The sequence below is a fragment of the Domibacillus tundrae genome (assembly GCF_000970675.1).
GTDB classification, from domain to species: Bacteria; Bacillota; Bacilli; order Bacillales; family Domibacillaceae; genus Domibacillus; species Domibacillus tundrae.
The window spans coordinates 516782-532436 of sequence record NZ_LAJA01000001.1; the positions used below are offsets into that span (position 1 = coordinate 516782).

At 44.7% G+C, this 15655-nt stretch carries 15 protein-coding genes; 11 read left to right on the top strand and 4 right to left on the bottom strand.

Features of this window, described 5'->3' with window-relative positions; genetic code table 11:
- The gene (locus VQ00_RS02660; RefSeq protein WP_046178531.1) at positions 1-309 is read left to right on the top strand and encodes a rhodanese-like domain-containing protein; all 309 of its coding nucleotides are present in this window, start codon (positions 1-3) and stop codon (positions 307-309) included.
- A 599-nt stretch (positions 310-908) separates the two neighbouring features.
- Here VQ00_RS02660 and VQ00_RS02670 read toward each other — a convergent pair.
- Positions 909-2162, bottom strand: a complete 1254-nt coding sequence (locus tag VQ00_RS02670) for a BaiN/RdsA family NAD(P)/FAD-dependent oxidoreductase (RefSeq protein ID WP_046178533.1) — start codon at positions 2160-2162, stop codon at positions 909-911.
- A 120-nt stretch (positions 2163-2282) separates the two neighbouring features.
- Between VQ00_RS02670 and VQ00_RS02675 the strand changes: the two genes are divergently transcribed.
- Positions 2283-3905 carry a putative polysaccharide biosynthesis protein gene (locus VQ00_RS02675; protein ID WP_046178534.1) on the top strand — a complete coding sequence of 541 codons (1623 nt, stop codon included), beginning with the start codon at positions 2283-2285 and terminating at the stop codon, positions 3903-3905.
- A gap of 11 nt (positions 3906-3916) precedes the next feature.
- Entirely contained in the window at positions 3917-4627 is a 711-nt protein-coding gene (locus VQ00_RS02680) for a pseudouridine synthase (RefSeq protein ID WP_046178535.1), read from the top strand.
- Positions 4628-4672: 45 nt separating this feature from the next.
- Here the strand turns inward: VQ00_RS02680 and VQ00_RS02685 are convergent, their stop codons facing one another.
- Positions 4673-4894, bottom strand: a complete 222-nt coding sequence (locus VQ00_RS02685; protein WP_045851690.1) for a DeoR family transcriptional regulator — start codon at positions 4892-4894, stop codon at positions 4673-4675.
- A 329-nt stretch (positions 4895-5223) separates the two neighbouring features.
- Between VQ00_RS02685 and pepV the strand changes: the two genes are divergently transcribed.
- Positions 5224-6633 (top strand): dipeptidase PepV, encoded by a 1410-nt coding sequence (gene pepV, locus VQ00_RS02690; protein WP_046178536.1) that lies wholly within the window; start codon positions 5224-5226, stop codon positions 6631-6633.
- Positions 6634-6716: 83 nt separating this feature from the next.
- On the opposite strand, the gene cysK is transcribed toward pepV, so the two are convergent.
- A complete protein-coding gene (gene cysK / locus VQ00_RS02695) occupies positions 6717-7649 on the bottom strand; it encodes a cysteine synthase A (protein WP_046178537.1) in 933 nt (310 codons plus the stop codon).
- A 147-nt stretch (positions 7650-7796) separates the two neighbouring features.
- On the opposite strand from cysK, the gene thpR reads away from it, so the two are divergent.
- The 5 genes from thpR to trmB all read left to right on the top strand — a co-directional run bounded on the left by thpR (position 7797) and on the right by trmB (position 13042).
- On the top strand, positions 7797-8366 hold the full coding sequence (gene thpR, locus VQ00_RS02700; protein WP_046178538.1) for an RNA 2',3'-cyclic phosphodiesterase: 570 nt from the start codon (positions 7797-7799) through the stop codon (positions 8364-8366).
- Entirely contained in the window at positions 8350-9303 is a 954-nt protein-coding gene (locus VQ00_RS02705; RefSeq protein ID WP_046178539.1) for a nuclease-related domain-containing protein, read from the top strand. Before thpR ends, VQ00_RS02705 begins: the two co-directional genes overlap by 17 nt.
- The gene (gene pulA, locus VQ00_RS02710; protein ID WP_046178540.1) at positions 9304-11439 is read left to right on the top strand and encodes a type I pullulanase; all 2136 of its coding nucleotides are present in this window, start codon (positions 9304-9306) and stop codon (positions 11437-11439) included.
- Positions 11440-11583: 144 nt separating this feature from the next.
- Entirely contained in the window at positions 11584-12411 is an 828-nt protein-coding gene (locus VQ00_RS02715) for a phosphotransferase family protein (protein WP_046178541.1), read from the top strand.
- On the top strand, positions 12395-13042 hold the full coding sequence (gene trmB / locus VQ00_RS02720; protein ID WP_046178542.1) for a tRNA (guanosine(46)-N7)-methyltransferase TrmB: 648 nt from the start codon (positions 12395-12397) through the stop codon (positions 13040-13042). Before VQ00_RS02715 ends, trmB begins: the two co-directional genes overlap by 17 nt.
- A gap of 250 nt (positions 13043-13292) precedes the next feature.
- Here trmB and VQ00_RS02725 read toward each other — a convergent pair whose 3' ends face one another.
- A complete protein-coding gene (locus VQ00_RS02725; protein WP_046178543.1) occupies positions 13293-13613 on the bottom strand; it encodes a PepSY domain-containing protein in 321 nt (106 codons plus the stop codon).
- A gap of 144 nt (positions 13614-13757) precedes the next feature.
- Here VQ00_RS02725 and VQ00_RS02730 point away from each other — a divergent pair, with 144 nt between their 5' ends.
- Together VQ00_RS02730 and VQ00_RS02735 are read left to right on the top strand one after the other, a co-directional pair.
- Complete coding sequence (locus VQ00_RS02730) at positions 13758-14828, top strand: M42 family metallopeptidase (protein WP_046178544.1); 1071 nt, start codon at positions 13758-13760, stop codon at positions 14826-14828.
- 17 nt (positions 14829-14845) lie between these two features.
- Entirely contained in the window at positions 14846-15646 is an 801-nt protein-coding gene (locus VQ00_RS02735; RefSeq protein ID WP_046178545.1) for a DUF1444 domain-containing protein, read from the top strand.
- The last annotated feature ends 9 nt before the right edge of the window (positions 15647-15655 follow it).

Genomic DNA, 15655 nt, shown 5'->3' on the forward strand with positions numbered 1-15655 from the left:
ATGATTCCAACAATCACTGGTGAAGAAGTACGTGAAAAGCTCGAAAATGGCGAACAGCTGGCATTAATTGATGTGCGGGAAAACGATGAAGTGGCAGAAGGCATGATCCCTCAGGCGGAGCATATCGTCATGGGGACGATTCCTGAACAGTTGGATCGTCTTGACAAAGAAACAGAGTACATTATTATCTGCCGCTCCGGCGTCCGTTCGGAAAATGTGTCCCGTTTCTTAATCGAAAATGGCTACAAAGCAACAAATATGACAGGCGGTATGCTGGACTATACAGGCGAAACAGCGCCGAAAAACTAAAAAAACTGTGCGGATTGGCTCCGCACAGTTTTTTTATGGAAAATCCCTTGAGAGTGTAGACAAATTAATATTTTTTTCAGAACCTTCTTTTTTTCTTCCTCACCATGACGCTCGGAATGTGTGGGAGGTTTCGTTTGCTGCTTTTAAATGGGAGCCGTAAAGGCGGCGGGTGCGCGGCTTTGCTTTCCACGGAGCAGAAGATGAGCTCGCTAGTCCCGCAGGAGCCCCCACCGCCTCTGCTTTTAAAATAAGTGAAGATAAAAGAAGCGAGGCGTGTGGCATGCTCCGCTTTGAAACGAGACCGTCACGCTTCTCACCCGCTTTTCGTGAATAAAAGCAACAGCTCGAACTCTCGCTGCTATTTTAAAACGGGGTGAAGCCAAATGGACGGAGACTCCTGCGGGAACAGCCAGCTGTGCGAGACCCTGCAGGCGCGTTAGCGACGAAGCGGCTCGCTGGTGGCCCGCGGAAAGCGGAGTCCGTTTGGCTTCACCTATCGGCCCTTTTAAAAAAGCATAGTTTCTATAAAGACGTTTGCTCGTTTCCAGCAATAAACGCATGCTTTCAAAAAGCAGCCCACTTTGTCGACAGTCTCTCCCTTATCTCACGGCTGCCGCATTCGTTCCGGCAATATGACCGGTGATGAGCGCGGCAGTAATATTGTAGCCGCCAGTATAGCCATGAATATCCAGTATTTCGCCACAGAAAAAGAGACCATCTTTCTTTTTAGACGCCATCGTTTTCGGTTCAATTTCTTTTACTGATACGCCGCCGCCTGTGACAAACGCTTTTTCAATTGGCAATGTGCCACTAACGGCAATTTTAAACGATTTAATGAGAGACGCGAGTTCACGAATATTCGCATCGGACAATTGATTTCCAGAAGTTTCCAAATTGATATCAGCCCGTTCAAGCAAAAAGTGCAAATACCGTTCTGGCAACAATTTCTTTAAGCTGTTTTTTACCGCTTTTTTTGGTTCTTCCTTGATGATTTGCCGAATCGAAACGCCTGCTTCATGTTCATTCCCATTCGGAAACACGTCAATAGACATGTAAACAGGAGAGCCATTTTTTTTCAGCTCTTTTACGACGTATTGGCTGCAGCGCAGTGCGGCGGGACCGGACAAGCCAAAATGAGTAAACAGCATATCCATCCGGTGCGTGACGAGCGGTTTACCTTTTTTATTCAGTACAGACAGCCCGACATCACGGAGCGCCAGCCCTTGCATAGAGCGGTTCACAATAAACGGCTCTTTTGACGTGACCGGTACTTCTGTTGGAAATAATTCTGTAATGGTGTGCCCCGCTTGTTTTGCCCACGGATAACCGTCGCCGGTTGATCCGGTTTGCGGCACTGCTTTGCCGCCGGTCGCGAGGACAACAGCGTTAGAATGAATTTCTTCACCAGATGTTAATTGAATACCCCGCATATATTTGTCATCCATTAATAATTTTGCGACAGGAGACTCAAGCCGCATGTCGACTCGAAGCCGCTTTAATTCACCGAGCAGCGCTTCGACGACGTCCTGTGCCCGATTAGAAACTGGAAACATCCGTCCGTGGTCTTCTTCTTTCAGCTTCACGCCGAGGTTTTCAAAAAAACGGATAATGTCTTCATTGCTGAAAACAGAAAAAGCGCTGTACAAAAAACGGCCGTTCCCTGGAATGTGCCGAATAATTTCTTCTACGGGCAGCCGGTTCGTCACGTTGCAGCGGCCGCCGCCGGAAATTTGCAGCTTGTTGCCGGGCTTTTTGCCTTTATCAATTAACAGTGTGCGCGCGCCCGAACGGCCTGAAGCAATGGCTGCCATTAAGCCGGCTGGTCCGCCGCCTACCACAATTACGTCATACATAGGGTCACCTCGTTCTTTAAACTTTTTTCATTATAGCAGATGGCAAAATAAATTGTCAGGCACGCTGGAAAGATGTACACTAGCAAGTGATGTTTAATGGAGAAAAAGAGGGATTTATTTATGTCATCCAACTTAATAAGAGGGACGTTTATCCTCACACTGGGCACGTTTATTTCAAAGTTTCTTGGCTTGTTTTATGTGATACCATTTTACAGCATTATCGGTGGGGAGGATGCGGCCGCGCTGTATAGCTACGGCTACGTTCCATATACGATTTTTATCAGCATTGCCACAGCCGGTATTCCGCTTGCAGTATCCAAGTACATTGCGAAATATAATGCGATTGAAGAATACGCTGTCGGCAGGAAACTGTTTAAATCCGGTCTTGTCATTATGCTGTTAACAGGTTTCGCCGCTTTTGCTGTTATGTATTCTTTTGCGCCATTTTTTGCGAAACTATCTTTAGGTGGCAAAGAAACAACATACACTATTGATGAAGTGGCAACGGTCATTCGTGCGGTCAGCTTCGCACTTATTATTGTGCCATTCATGAGTGTAACACGTGGATTTTTTCAAGGGCACCAGTCAATGGGACCTTCTGCTGTTTCACAGGTTGTTGAACAAATTGCTAGGATTATTTTCCTTCTTGGCGGCGCATATATCGTTATTCATGTGATGAACGGGTCGGTTGTCACTGCGATCAGCGTTGCGACATTTGCGGCGTTTATCGGTGCGTTAGTTGGCCTGCTCGTCTTATACTGGTACTTTTTTAAGCGGAAAAAGCATTTGGACAAGCTGTTAGAGCAGGATAAAGGACAGGCGGATGTGTCACTGTTTGGCATGTATTCGGAAATTGTCGTCTATGCCGTTCCATTTATTTTTGTCGGAATCGCGATTCCGTTATACCAGCTTATTGACCAAGTTACTTTTTCAAGAGCCATGTCTCAAATTGGGCTTGCGGACCAGGCTGTGTCAGCATTCGGAGTGTTAAATTTCAGCACCCAAAAATTGGTGATCATACCGGTTTCTCTCGCAACAGCTTTTGCGATGACACTCGTGCCGATGGTGACAAGCTCATTTGTGAAAAAAGACATGGCGCTGGTGAAGCAGCAGCTCAATAAAACATTTGAAGTACTGCTGTTTTTGACTGTTCCAGCAGCTGTCGGCATGGCGCTTTTGGCAGAGCCGCTTTACACTGTTTTTTATAAATACAGTGAGTTTGGCACCGATGTGCTCCGGGTATATGCGCCAGTTGCCATTTTATTTGCACTGTTTTCCGTAACAGCTGCTATTCTGCAGGGCATCAATGAACAGCGCTTTACCGTATTGAGCCTGCTGACTGGAATTTTAGTTAAGCTTTCGCTGAACATTCCGCTGATTAAACTTTTTGAAACGGAAGGCGCTGTGTATGCGACCGCTCTAGGCTATTTGACTTCTATTGTCATCAATATTGTCGTTATTCGCATGTACGCATCGTATTCTCTTCGTCCACTCGCCAAAAAGATTGGGCTGATCACAGCATTTAATGCCGTGATGGCGATTGTGGTGATCACGCTTTATGGCATTTTGTCAATGGTCCTTTCAACAGAAACAAAAGGCACTGCGTTATTGATTATTTTCATTTGCGCAACTGTCGGAGCGATTGTTTATTTCGCGATCAGCGAGAAGTCGGGTCTTCTTGATGAAGTATTTGGATCAAGACTTGATAGTATTAAACGAAAACTACGCTTGAAAAAAGCATAAAGGAGTAAAAGATGCGTTTAGATAAATGGCTCGCCAATTCCGGGATTGGATCCCGGAAAGAAGTAAAAAAATTGTTGAAAACCGGGGCTGTAACTGTGAATGGGAAAATGACAAAAGACGCAAAGGTCCATGCCGACCCGAATGCGGATAATGTGATGCTTTTCGATGAGCCGGTTGAATACCGGGAATTTATTTATTTGATGATGAATAAGCCAAATGGCGTCATTTCCGCAACAGAAGACAAGAGAGATGAAACGGTCATTGATTTGCTCGATGATGCGCATAAGCACTTCGATCCGCACCCGGTCGGCCGGCTCGATAAAGATACGGAAGGTATGCTGTTATTAACAAATGACGGGCACTTGTCGTATCAATTGCTGTCACCAAAACATCATGTGCCGAAAACATATTTTGCCCGTATTCATGGGCAGGTAACCGAAGCTGACATTGCCGCGTTTAAAGAAGGCGTAACGCTTGATGACGGGTATAAAACGAAGCCGGGTGACCTCGTTATTTTATTAAGCGGCGACGAATCAGAAATTGAACTGACGATCACCGAAGGGAAATTTCATCAAGTGAAGCGCATGTTTCAGGCGGTCGGCAAAGAAGTAGTGTACTTAAAACGGCTCTCCATGGGCGCGCTCGGTCTTGATGAAGAACTGGAATTAGGCGAATATCGAGAGCTGACAGAAGAAGAACTGAATTTATTAAAAGAGAACTGAAAAAACGGCTGTCCATAGCGGGCAGCCGTTTTTGGTATAAAAATATTAGGATGTCATCCGAACTTTTTTTTCCGTGGTTGTCCATTTTCCGCGTGTTGGACTAAAAACAAGCTCATTGTAAGCCAGTACATTCAAGTCGCGTTGAATTGTTCGCGGGGTGATGCCAAATTCATCTACAATATCCTGCGTTGTCACAGTCCCATTTTCTTTAATGAACATATAGATGGATTTTATGCGAGTCAGCATTCGATTTGTAGTAGGCTTCAAAGAACCACTCCCTCATCTTTTTTCCCTGAGGCATAACAACAACAGACGGCAGAAAATGATAATATGATTAAGCTGATTCAGACATCTCCTTTACAGCCTATTTTTATACAGGTGTTAAACTGTCTGATAATTACAGTGTACTGTATTTGTATAGAATTTGCTAGAAAAAACCGTTGAGTTTACATGATGTTTACCCTTTTTTAATAATATTATGCCTTTAAACGGGAAAAATGTACGTAATTTTTCTATATGTTCTGAAAAATAATCTTTTGTAAAGGAATTAGTTAAAATGACTGTTCCCATGTAAAATGAAAAAGGGAGGAATGTTTATGCATACCATTGATTGGCGGGACGAAATAAAGAAACTCGAAGGTGGATTAATAAAAGACCTTCAAAAGCTCATTCAAATTCCAAGCGTCAAAAGCAATGAACGTACAGATGAAGCGCCATTTGGCAAAGAAGTCCGGCAAGCGCTCGACTTTATGCTTCAATTAGGAGAAAAAGATGGATTTACTCTAAAAAATGTTGGAAATGTCGCCGGTCATCTTGAAATGGGAGAAGGAGTTGACTTAATCGGCATCCTATGCCATGTCGATGTTGTGCCGGCAGGAGACGGCTGGTCTTACGAACCATTCGGCGGAGAAATAGAGAATGGCAAGCTTTTTGGCCGGGGAGCAATGGATGATAAAGGACCGACAATGGCTGCCTACTATGCGATGAAGGTCATAAAAGAATTGGGCATCCCTCTTGAAAAACGTGTCCGGATGATTATTGGAACTGATGAAGAAAGTGACTGGGAATGTGTGGATCGCTACTTTGAAACGGAAGAAATGCCTCAATCCGGATTTGCGCCAGATGCAGACTTTCCGATTATTTTTGCTGAAAAAGGAATCGCGGATCTTCAGTTAAATATCAATATTCCATCATCGACACAATCCGCTGTATCGGTTGAAGCTTTTCAAGCCGGCAGACGGTATAACATGGTGCCGGATCACGCCGTTGCCTCTGTTTGGATTGAACAGCAGCATACTCTATTTTTACAAAAATATACAGAATATATAAAAGATAATGAATTAGACGGTTCTTATTATATTGACAGTGGCATGGTTTTTCTCGAAATGAAAGGCATTTCTGCTCATGCGATGGAACCGGATCATGGGCGAAATGCAGCCTTGATGCTGGCCGCATTTTTAGTGAAAGAAGCCATTGACCCGGCTTCAGCAGCATATTTGCAATTTATTATCGATCAATTTGAGGGAGATACACGCGGACAGCGTCTTGGCATCGCTGTGACAGATCCTGAAATGGGCGATGTAACTGTAAACGCTGCTCTTTTCCGTTATGAAAAAGAGCAGGCGGCACAAATTGGCCTGAACGTCCGGTATCCGGTTTCATTTTTATTTGATCAAGAAATGAATGAGCTTAACAAAAGGCTGGAAAACGCTTCACTGCTTATTTTAAACAATAGCAAACCGCATTATATGAAGCCGGATGATCCTTTCATCGAAACGTTAAAACGTGTGTATAAAGAAGAAACGGGAGAAGAAGCAGAATTGCTTGCTATTGGTGGCGGCACGTATGCCCGTGCGTTAAAAACGGGTGTTGCTTTTGGCGCGTTGTTCCCGGGGCGAGAGGATGTCGCACATCAAAAAGATGAATACGCAATACTGGATGATTTGTTCCGGGCAGCCGCCATATACGCGCGGACTATTGTCGAGCTCGCCGGAAAAAAAGAATAGAAAAAATCCCGCCAGTTAAACGGCGGGATTTTGTTAATTATTTAAACCATGAAAACGATACCTCTAAGCCGGCAGGGGAGGAATTATTCATATTGAAAAACATCGGTTGATAAGTACCGTTCGCCCGTATCCGGTGCAATACAAATGACAATATCATTTTTAGTTAGTGTTTTAGCGACTTCAATCGCTGCGTAACATGTTGCTCCGCCTGATGGACCAATGAGGATGCCTTCTTCCGCGGCAAGACGGCGGGTAATCGTGTAAGCATCATCATCCTCTATCTTAAAAATGGAATCATACACATTTGTATTTAAAATATCGGGAATAAAGCCGGGGCTTGTACCGACTAATTTATGCTTGCCTGGCTTTCCGCCTGATAAGACAGGAGAGCCTGCGGGTTCCACAACATGGACCGCCAAATCGGGAAATTGTTTTTTTAATTCTTCACCTGTGCCGGTAATCGTACCGCCTGTACCGGCACTTGCAATAAATGCGGCGAGGTTTTTGCCGATTTGAGCAGCCGCTTCAGCGATTTCCGCGGAAGTCGTACCGCGGTGGGCGTCGGGGTTGGCCGGATTGTCAAATTGCATGGGAATGAAGCTGTTTGGCGTCGATTCTGCCAGCTCAATTGCTTTTTTAATCGAGCCGGGCATTTTATCATTCCCTGGCGTCAGCACAACCTCTGCGCCGTAGGCTTTTAAAATATTGATGCGTTCTTTCGACATCGTGTCGGGCATAACTAAGATCGCTTTGTAACCGTGCGCTGCTGCATTCATCGCGATGCCGATGCCCGTGTTACCGCTTGTCGGTTCAATAATCGTGGCACCTGGTTTCAGCTTGCCCGATTTTTCTGCCTCGACCATCATGTTATAGGCGGCACGGTCCTTTACACTTCTACTCGGGTTATAAAATTCTAATTTCACATATACGTCTGCTCCATGTTCAGGTGACAAACGCTGCAACTTAACAAGCGGTGTATCGCCAATTAAATCCGCTATATTGTTGACTACTTTCATTCAATGTCACCCTTTCTGTTCTTTGTTTATTAAAACACATTATCTAAACAATTCCAATGGAAATACAATGAATGAAAATGCCCGGCTTTTATTCTTTGTTTTTGGTAAACTAAAAGCAACGGCTGACCGAAAAGAGGAGTGTATGATATGCAGCCACATTATTTTTTTGCTATCGTTCTCCCCGATCATGTGAAAAAAATGATTGCGGATGAAATGAAAAAACGAAATGATCCGTTTAAACGAACTGTTCATCCAGAAGACTATCATCTGACATTAGCTTTTGTTGGGGCCGAGAAATTATCCGTCCTTCAAGAAGCTTGCGGCCTTATCAGTGAAGAAGTGACCCGTACTCCAGCTTTTCCGATGAAACTTTCTTCATTAGGTACATTTGGCAAGAAGGCATCGCCCCGCATTTTCTGGATTGGAACGGATGAGCCGGCACCTCTTTTTCACGTGCAAAAAGAAGTAGCGGCAGCGTGCAGGAAGTCAGGTATTGATATTGATGAAAAACCATTTCGTCCTCACATTACAGCGGCACGGAAATGGATCGGCCAGCAGCCATATTTCCCATCACAACTGCCGGACTGGCCGCCATTTTTTGTAACTGAAGTGGCTTTATACGAAACAAATACGTCTGCATTGCCAAAATATATAAAAAAATGGTCATGCACATTAGGTAAGTCGGGAGAGGGTACAAGCCATGGGGCAATTAATTAAGCTGCAGAATTATATATCGCGATACGAAAATGATGTTTTTCATTATCCTGCACAGTATGTGCGGCTTAAAAAGCAAGAGTGGGAGAAGTTTCACGCTCTTTGGGAACAGCGGCAAGATGCCGGATTACTGATTCCGGAACCGGGTGAGGGGGATGATTGGCTGCTGGAGGAACCGAAAGAAAAATATTCGTTATTTCGAGGCCTTTTTTCACGGAAAGAAAAACAGGCGGAAGCCGATCCCGAACCGCTGCAGGAGGAAGAGAACTTATTTTCTATCAATGAAACAGAATCAATCTATTTGAAAACGGAAGAGGATGCGAAAAAAGCGTTTATTGATAAGATGTATAATTTTCAAATTAAATGGGCGAGTTCCACGCTTTTACATCAGTCGCCGCTTGACCATAAATATTACGTCGATGAGCGGCTGCAGTTTTTATTGAAACGGCTGCCAGATACATTTCTTATGCTGTATGAACCGGTTTTTCGTTTTCAAAAAGCGGTCGTTGAGCTTGATGTGGTTATCATTACCCCGCTGCATATTTGGTGTGTTACTTTTTTAGAAGAGCAGGACGAAGCTGTTTTTGCAGGATCACCAGAGCGGTTTTGGGTGAAGAGGTTTGGCGCGGCAGAATCAAAAATTTTAAGCCCGGCTGTGTCACTGGCAAGAACGGAAAAAATCGTTAAAAAGCTTCTCCAGCATGACCAAGTAGATATGCCGATCCGAAAAGCTGTGTTTTCTCGAAACGGCTACATTGATGATCCAGCTGCGCCGGCAGACATACATTATATTGATAAGCGTGAATTTTATCACTGGTTTGACGAGATGAGGCAGTTATCATCGCCGCTGAAAACGATTCAGTTAAAGGCAGCCAAAGCGCTGCTTGCCCACGCAGATACAGTCAGTTTGCGCCGCCCCGAATGGGAGGAGGAACTTTAAATGATTTCAACCCGTCCGTTTAACGCGTATTTGGACACATTAACAGAAGTGGCTGTTTTATTGCCGAATCATTACTATTCGGGAAAGTCGTCTGCTTTTTATATTGAAAGCGGCGGCAGTGTGACCAAAATGGATATTTTAAATATAGAAAAATTTGACACGATGATCAAGTATACGTGCCAAGTAAAAGAAATGCCGGAATTTGGCCGGGAGCATGTCATTTTAGATGAACGGCTCATGCGTACGGACCTGCAAATTGGCGGGGTCATCCGAACAGAAGAATTTGACCATCTATTTTATTATGAAGGGGAGCTTGGAAGTATCTATTCGCCGAAACTGACATCTTTTCGGGTATGGGCGCCAACAGCAACCGAAGCATTTGTGAAGTTTAAAGAAACAGCCGACAGCCCGCATCGCTATGTGCCAATGAGAAGAGGCCCGTCTGGCACGTTTGAAGCAGAGCTGGCTGAAAATGCGGAAGGGTATTTTTATCATTATCAAGTACGAATCAATAACATTTGGCATGAAGCTGTAGATCCCTATGCGAAAATGGTGTCAGTGCACAGCGAATGGGGCCGGGTTGTTGATGATGAAAAAATGATGGTGCCAAAATACGAGCTTCCGCCATTTTCATCGCCGCTTGATGCGATTATTTATGAAGCCTCTATTCGGGATTTATCAAGCCAGCCGGAAAGCGGGATTAAGCGGAGAGGATTGTATCTTGGTTTGACCGAAGAAGGAACACAAAGTCCGGACGGTCAGCCGACGGGGCTTGACTATGTTGCATCTCTCGGTGTAACACATGTAGAGCTGCTGCCGTTTTTCGATTATTTCGGCGTGTCGGACGTTGATTTTTCCGCCAACTATAATTGGGGATACAACCCGCTGTTCTTTAACGTTCCGGAAGGCAGCTTCAGCACAGATCCCGTTGATTTGTATGCGAGGGCAGTTGAACTGAAACAAATGATTGAGGCGTTTCATAAAAAAGGGCTTCGTGTCATTATGGACGTCGTGTATAATCATGTATTCGTCCGTGAAACATCTTCGTTCGAACGGCTTGTCCCAGGCTACTTTTTCCGCCAGGGGCTGGATGGAATGCCGTCAAATGGGTCAGGCTGTGGAAATGATTTTGCTTCGGAGAGAAAAATGGGGCGTAAATTCATTCTTGATTCGCTTCATTACTGGATGGATGCTTATCATCTAGATGGCTTTCGCTTTGACTTGATGGGGCTGATCGACGTAGGAACGATTCAGCAGGCGGCCGCCCGCATCCGCCGCAATAAGCCGGATGCGGTTATTTTAGGAGAAGGATGGGATTTAAATACCGCTTTGCCATCGGAAAAAAAAGCGTCCATTCAAAATGAACAGGACCTAAGAGACATCGCTTTTTTTAATGACCGGTTTCGAGATTCAGTAAAAGGAAACACGTTTCAATTATTTGAACCGGGCTTTGCGTTTGGAAACAGCCAATTTTTAGATAACGCTTTTGCGGCACTGACAGCAAATGTCGGCTGCGCTGGTATTGACCGGTTGTTTCATTCACCGGCACAGTCTGTTAATTATGTAGAGTGCCATGACAACTACACGTTGTGGGATAAGCTTGAGGCGTGTTTCCCAGGAGACACAGAAGTGAACAGGAAAAAGCATTTGCTCGCGACATCCTTTGTACTTCTTTCACAGGGCATTCCATTTCTGCATGCAGGACAGGAATTTTGCCGCACAAAATATGGGGTGGAGAATAGCTACACGAGTTCGGATATGATCAATCAGATGGACTGGCGCCGACGCAGTGAGTATATTGATCATGTTCAATATATAAAAGGGCTGATTGAGCTGCGAAAGTCAACCGGTGCTTTTCGAATGAGAACAGAAGAAGCCATTTGCTATCATATGATCAAATGGCCTTCCAATTCCGACACATTAACCGTTTGGCTGAAAGATGTTGGTTCTTATGGAAAGTGGAATGATATAGTTGTCAGTTTCAATGCCGGCAGGGCTGTTTCAAGCTTTATACTGCCAGATGGAGAACAATGGAATCAAATTGTCTCTGGCACGCAGTCAGGAATAGATCCTATTGATGTGGCACGGGCTGACGCGGTTGTAGAATCATTTAGCTGCGCTGTTTTCGTCCGATAGAATGTTTTAGAAAGGAACTGGTCGAAAGCATAAATTCATGGTACAATACTTCATACGATATTAAGAACGATACGAGTAATAAAAAAGACAGCGATTGTTTTTCGAAGCGGCTGCTGTCTTTTTTTATGAAAAAGGTGAGTTTTTGTGGAACATTTTCTTGGCGGTGACTGGGAAATAACGCCTGCTGGAGGCGTAACAGGAAAAGCATTTTTTGCGCGGCACGCTGGAAAAGAACTGTTTTTAAAACGGAATTCTTCTCCTTTCCTTGCCATGCTCTCAGCCGAAGGGATTGTCCCGAAGCTCGTCTGGACGAAGCGGCTTGAAAATGGAGATGTTATTTCTGCACAGCATTGGATGAATGGACGCGAACTTGTACCAGAAGAAATGGAGTCCGAGCGTGTGGCCCGGCTGATGGGGAAAATTCATTCATCCAAACCGCTTTTAAATATGCTGAAGCGGCTTGGAAAACAGCCAGTTTTGCCGGCAGCGACATTATCCGATATCCGCTCCCGCACCAATCTGATTTCAGCACATCCAGTTGTAGCTGATGCAGTACACTTTTTGGAAGAACAGCTGCCAAATGTACCGGATTATCAATTTGTCGTTTGTCATACGGACGTGAATCATCATAACTGGCTGCTTTCTGATCAGGATGAGCTATTTTTAATTGACTGGGATGGAGCGATGATTGCGGATCCGGCGATCGACCTGGGAACGCTGTTGTTTGGCTACGTGAAACGAGAAAATTGGACAGGCTGGCTGTCACAATATGGTCTGGCGTTGACCCCGGATTTTTTCCATCGAATGAAATGGTATGCGGCTGCACAGCTGCTTTTGTCGATCGAGTGGAACCGGGAAAAAACCCGCTTTCATGATATGAACCGAAGTCTTGCCTCTTTGCATCGATTAATGGGGGCGGAGTACAATTTATTTGGAAATGGAGAGAACAAGCAAGATGCGTTTAAGAAATAAACCGTGGGCGCGTGAGAAAATCAATGCGTACCCGCAATATATTATCCCGCAGCCTGAGGAAGCAAAAGGGCGCTGGAATGAATTTTTTGGCAATGACAACCGAATCCATATTGAGGTGGGCACGGGAAAAGGCCAGTTTGTAACAGGCATGGCAAAACAAAACCCGCATATTAACTATATTGGCATTGAGATGTATGAAAGTGTTATTATCACGGCGCTGGACCGGCTTATTGAAGCAGACTTGCCAAACATGAAGCTTTTAGACGTGGACGGAGCGAAGCTGATGAATTACTTTGAAAAAGGGGAAGTCAGCCGCGTTTATTTAAACTTTTCCGATCCATGGCCGAAAACGCGCCATGCAAAACGCCGGTTAATGTATAAAACGTTTTTAAGCTTGTATGAATCGATTATGCCGGATGACGGCGAAGTCCATTTCAAAACAGATAACCAAGGCTTATTTGAATTTTCACTGAAAAGTTTTTCGGAATACGGCATGCTTTTAACATTTGTCAGCCTGGATTTGCATAATAGCGGGTATGAGGGCAATGTGATGACTGAATATGAAGAGAAATTTTCAGCAAAAGGCCAGCGTATTTATCGATCAGAAGCAAAATTCCAGCCTCGCGTATAGAAAAGCGCAAGGTTGCCTGCTTATCGGCGACAAGCATAAGGCAAGCACTAGCAGAGGCGCTTTTTGCCTCCAGAAGGGCTTTCTGGGTAAATGGAACAAAAGCTAAGAACGCGTCATCGTGCCGCAACGCTTTTGTGACCCACATCCTGTGGACCTCGATGGCGCCTGGAGCTGGACCACGTCCGAAATATATTCTTTTTTGTCTTTTAAAAAATCCCAAACAGATTCAATCTGTTTGGGATTTTTTTAATTATACAGGCTGAACGTGCAGCAGCGTGCCGGTTTTAGCATCTGCAGAGAACTCAAATTGTTCGTTTCCGGTTTCGCCAGGACGTGAAATGCCGCCTTTATAAACAAGTGCGGGAAAGCCGTTTCTGTCAATTTGTTCTGGCTTCATTTGAATCCATGAGCCATCGACCGGCCCGTTTTTTTTAAATGTATCTTTCACTTTTTTTAATACTTTTTCAGGCGGAACATTCATTGATTCGGACGTTTGTTTTTGAATCAAAACGGCTGCGGCTGCTCCTGCGGCTGCGCCGATCAAAAAAGCAGTTCGATCACATTTTATCATGTTGAAACCCCCTGGTTATCTAGTAGATTGCTCTTATAGTATACAAGAAGTTCTGATTGAAGAAAACTAAAATGCGCTTCATTCCACCTTCGTGTTCATTTCCGGTATAATGAACAAAAGACAGGAGCGGGAGGAATCAGACCAATGAATCAAGAAACAAAAGATATGTTTAAAACGCTGACAGAACTGCCAGGCGCGCCGGGAAACGAGCATGCGGTGCGGGCATTTATGAAAAGAGAAATGGAACCGTATGCGGATTCAATTATTCAAGACCACTTGGGCAGCTTGTTTGGCGTGAAAAATGGAGATGAAAATGGTCCGCGCGTTATGGTTGCCGGTCATATGGATGAAGTAGCGTTTATGGTAACAGCAATTACCGAAAACGGCATGATCCGCTTTCAAACGCTAGGGGGCTGGTGGAACCAGACAATGCTTGCTCAGCGTGTCTGTATTTATACGAAAAACGGTCCAATCGAAGGAGTTATCTCGTCTACACCGCCGCATTTATTAACAGAAGATCAGCGTAATAAGCCAATGCAAATTAAAAACATGCAAATTGATATTGGCGCGGACGATAAAGCCGATGCGGTATCAATCGGAGTAAAGCCGGGTCAGTCTATTTTGCCGGTATCACCGTTTACGCCGCTCGCTAATCCGAAGAAAATCATGGCGAAAGCATGGGATAACCGATACGGCTGCGGACTGGCCGTGGAGCTGTTAAAAGAGCTGGAAGGGAAAGCCCTGCCGAACATGCTTTATTCCGGGGCAACGGTTCAAGAAGAAGTGGGTCTTCGCGGTGCACAGACGGCGGCTCATTTAATAAATCCGGATATCTTTTTTGCTCTCGATGCAAGCCCTGCCAACGATGCGTCAGGAGACAAAAATGAATTTGGACAGCTTGGCAAAGGGCTGCTGCTCCGTATTTTTGACCGATCGATGGTGACACATGGCGGCATGCGTGACTTTGTGCTGGATACAGCAGAATCAAACAATATTCCGTACCAGTACTTTGTTTCACCAGGCGGGACGGACGCCGGACGCGTCCATACAACAGGAAGCGGTGTCCCAAGTGCGGTCATAGGAATTTGTTCACGCTACATTCACACGCATTCATCGATTATTCATACGGACGATTATGATGCGGCAAAAGAACTCCTCGTAAAACTTGTCTCCAAAATGGACAAGACGACCGCGAATACGATTAAGCAATATTAACGGAAAGGAGAACACAAATGTCCACGATAAAATTAAAACGGGCGCTTGAAGAAGCACTCCAACAGCCCAACCGGACGATTGTATTTGACCGGGAGAAAGAGGAAATGCGCATTGAAAACAGTGAAACGAAAAAAGGAGTCACTGTAACACTTGGCGGAATTTTGGCTAAATTTGAAGGGAACGTTCAAAAAGCGGCGGAAGAAACGGTGTATTATGTTAACGAAGCGCTCAATGCGTTTGATGGCGCCGGCAAAGAAGAACAAAAAGAAAAAAGGATTTTTCCAGTTATCCGCTCAGCCTCTTTTCCAATAGAAGCAGAGGAAGGCGTGCCGCTTTTTTATGATGAGCATACAGCTGAAACCCGTATTTATTATGCGGTTGACCTTGGCTCAACATATCGCTTAATTGATGAAAAGCTCATGGCGAAAGAAAAGTGGTCAGCAGATCAAATTCGTGAAATTGCGCGCTTTAATCTGCGTTCCCTGCCGCTTGAAATGAAACAAGACACCGTGGCTGGAAATGTGTTCTATTTCTTGAATTCAAATGATGGATACGATGCCACTCGTATTTTAAACGATCGGTTTTTAAAAGATATGAGTGACAAAATAGAAGGCGATATGACCGTATCCGTTCCGCATGGCGACGTTCTTATTATTGGCGACATTCGTAATGAAACGGGCTATGACATTTTAGCGCAAATGGCGATGAGCTTTTTCGCAGCCGGACGTATTCCGATTACGGCACTTTCATTTGTTTACGAAGGCGGGCATCTCGAACCGGTCTTTATTTTAGCGAAAAACCGTCCGCACAAAGACTGACTTCTTTGG

Excerpts from the sequence above, each read along its gene's own strand:
- VQ00_RS02730 (WP_046178544.1), top strand. The coding sequence starts at position 13,758 with ATGAATCAAGAAACAAAAGATATGTTTAAAACGCTGACAGAACTGCCA.
- pulA (WP_046178540.1), top strand. The coding sequence starts at position 9,304 with ATGATTTCAACCCGTCCGTTTAACGCGTATTTGGACACATTAACAGAA.
- pepV (WP_046178536.1), top strand. The coding sequence starts at position 5,224 with ATGCATACCATTGATTGGCGGGACGAAATAAAGAAACTCGAAGGTGGA.
- thpR (WP_046178538.1), top strand. The coding sequence starts at position 7,797 with ATGCAGCCACATTATTTTTTTGCTATCGTTCTCCCCGATCATGTGAAA.
- VQ00_RS02660 (WP_046178531.1), top strand. The coding sequence starts at position 1 with ATGATTCCAACAATCACTGGTGAAGAAGTACGTGAAAAGCTCGAAAAT.
- VQ00_RS02705 (WP_046178539.1), top strand. The coding sequence starts at position 8,350 with ATGGGGCAATTAATTAAGCTGCAGAATTATATATCGCGATACGAAAAT.
- VQ00_RS02670 (WP_046178533.1), bottom strand. The coding sequence starts at position 2,162 with ATGTATGACGTAATTGTGGTAGGCGGCGGACCAGCCGGCTTAATGGCA.
- VQ00_RS02675 (WP_046178534.1), top strand. The coding sequence starts at position 2,283 with ATGTCATCCAACTTAATAAGAGGGACGTTTATCCTCACACTGGGCACG.
- VQ00_RS02735 (WP_046178545.1), top strand. The coding sequence starts at position 14,846 with ATGTCCACGATAAAATTAAAACGGGCGCTTGAAGAAGCACTCCAACAG.
- VQ00_RS02725 (WP_046178543.1), bottom strand. The coding sequence starts at position 13,613 with ATGATAAAATGTGATCGAACTGCTTTTTTGATCGGCGCAGCCGCAGGA.
- cysK (WP_046178537.1), bottom strand. The coding sequence starts at position 7,649 with ATGAAAGTAGTCAACAATATAGCGGATTTAATTGGCGATACACCGCTT.
- trmB (WP_046178542.1), top strand. The coding sequence starts at position 12,395 with ATGCGTTTAAGAAATAAACCGTGGGCGCGTGAGAAAATCAATGCGTAC.
- VQ00_RS02680 (WP_046178535.1), top strand. The coding sequence starts at position 3,917 with ATGCGTTTAGATAAATGGCTCGCCAATTCCGGGATTGGATCCCGGAAA.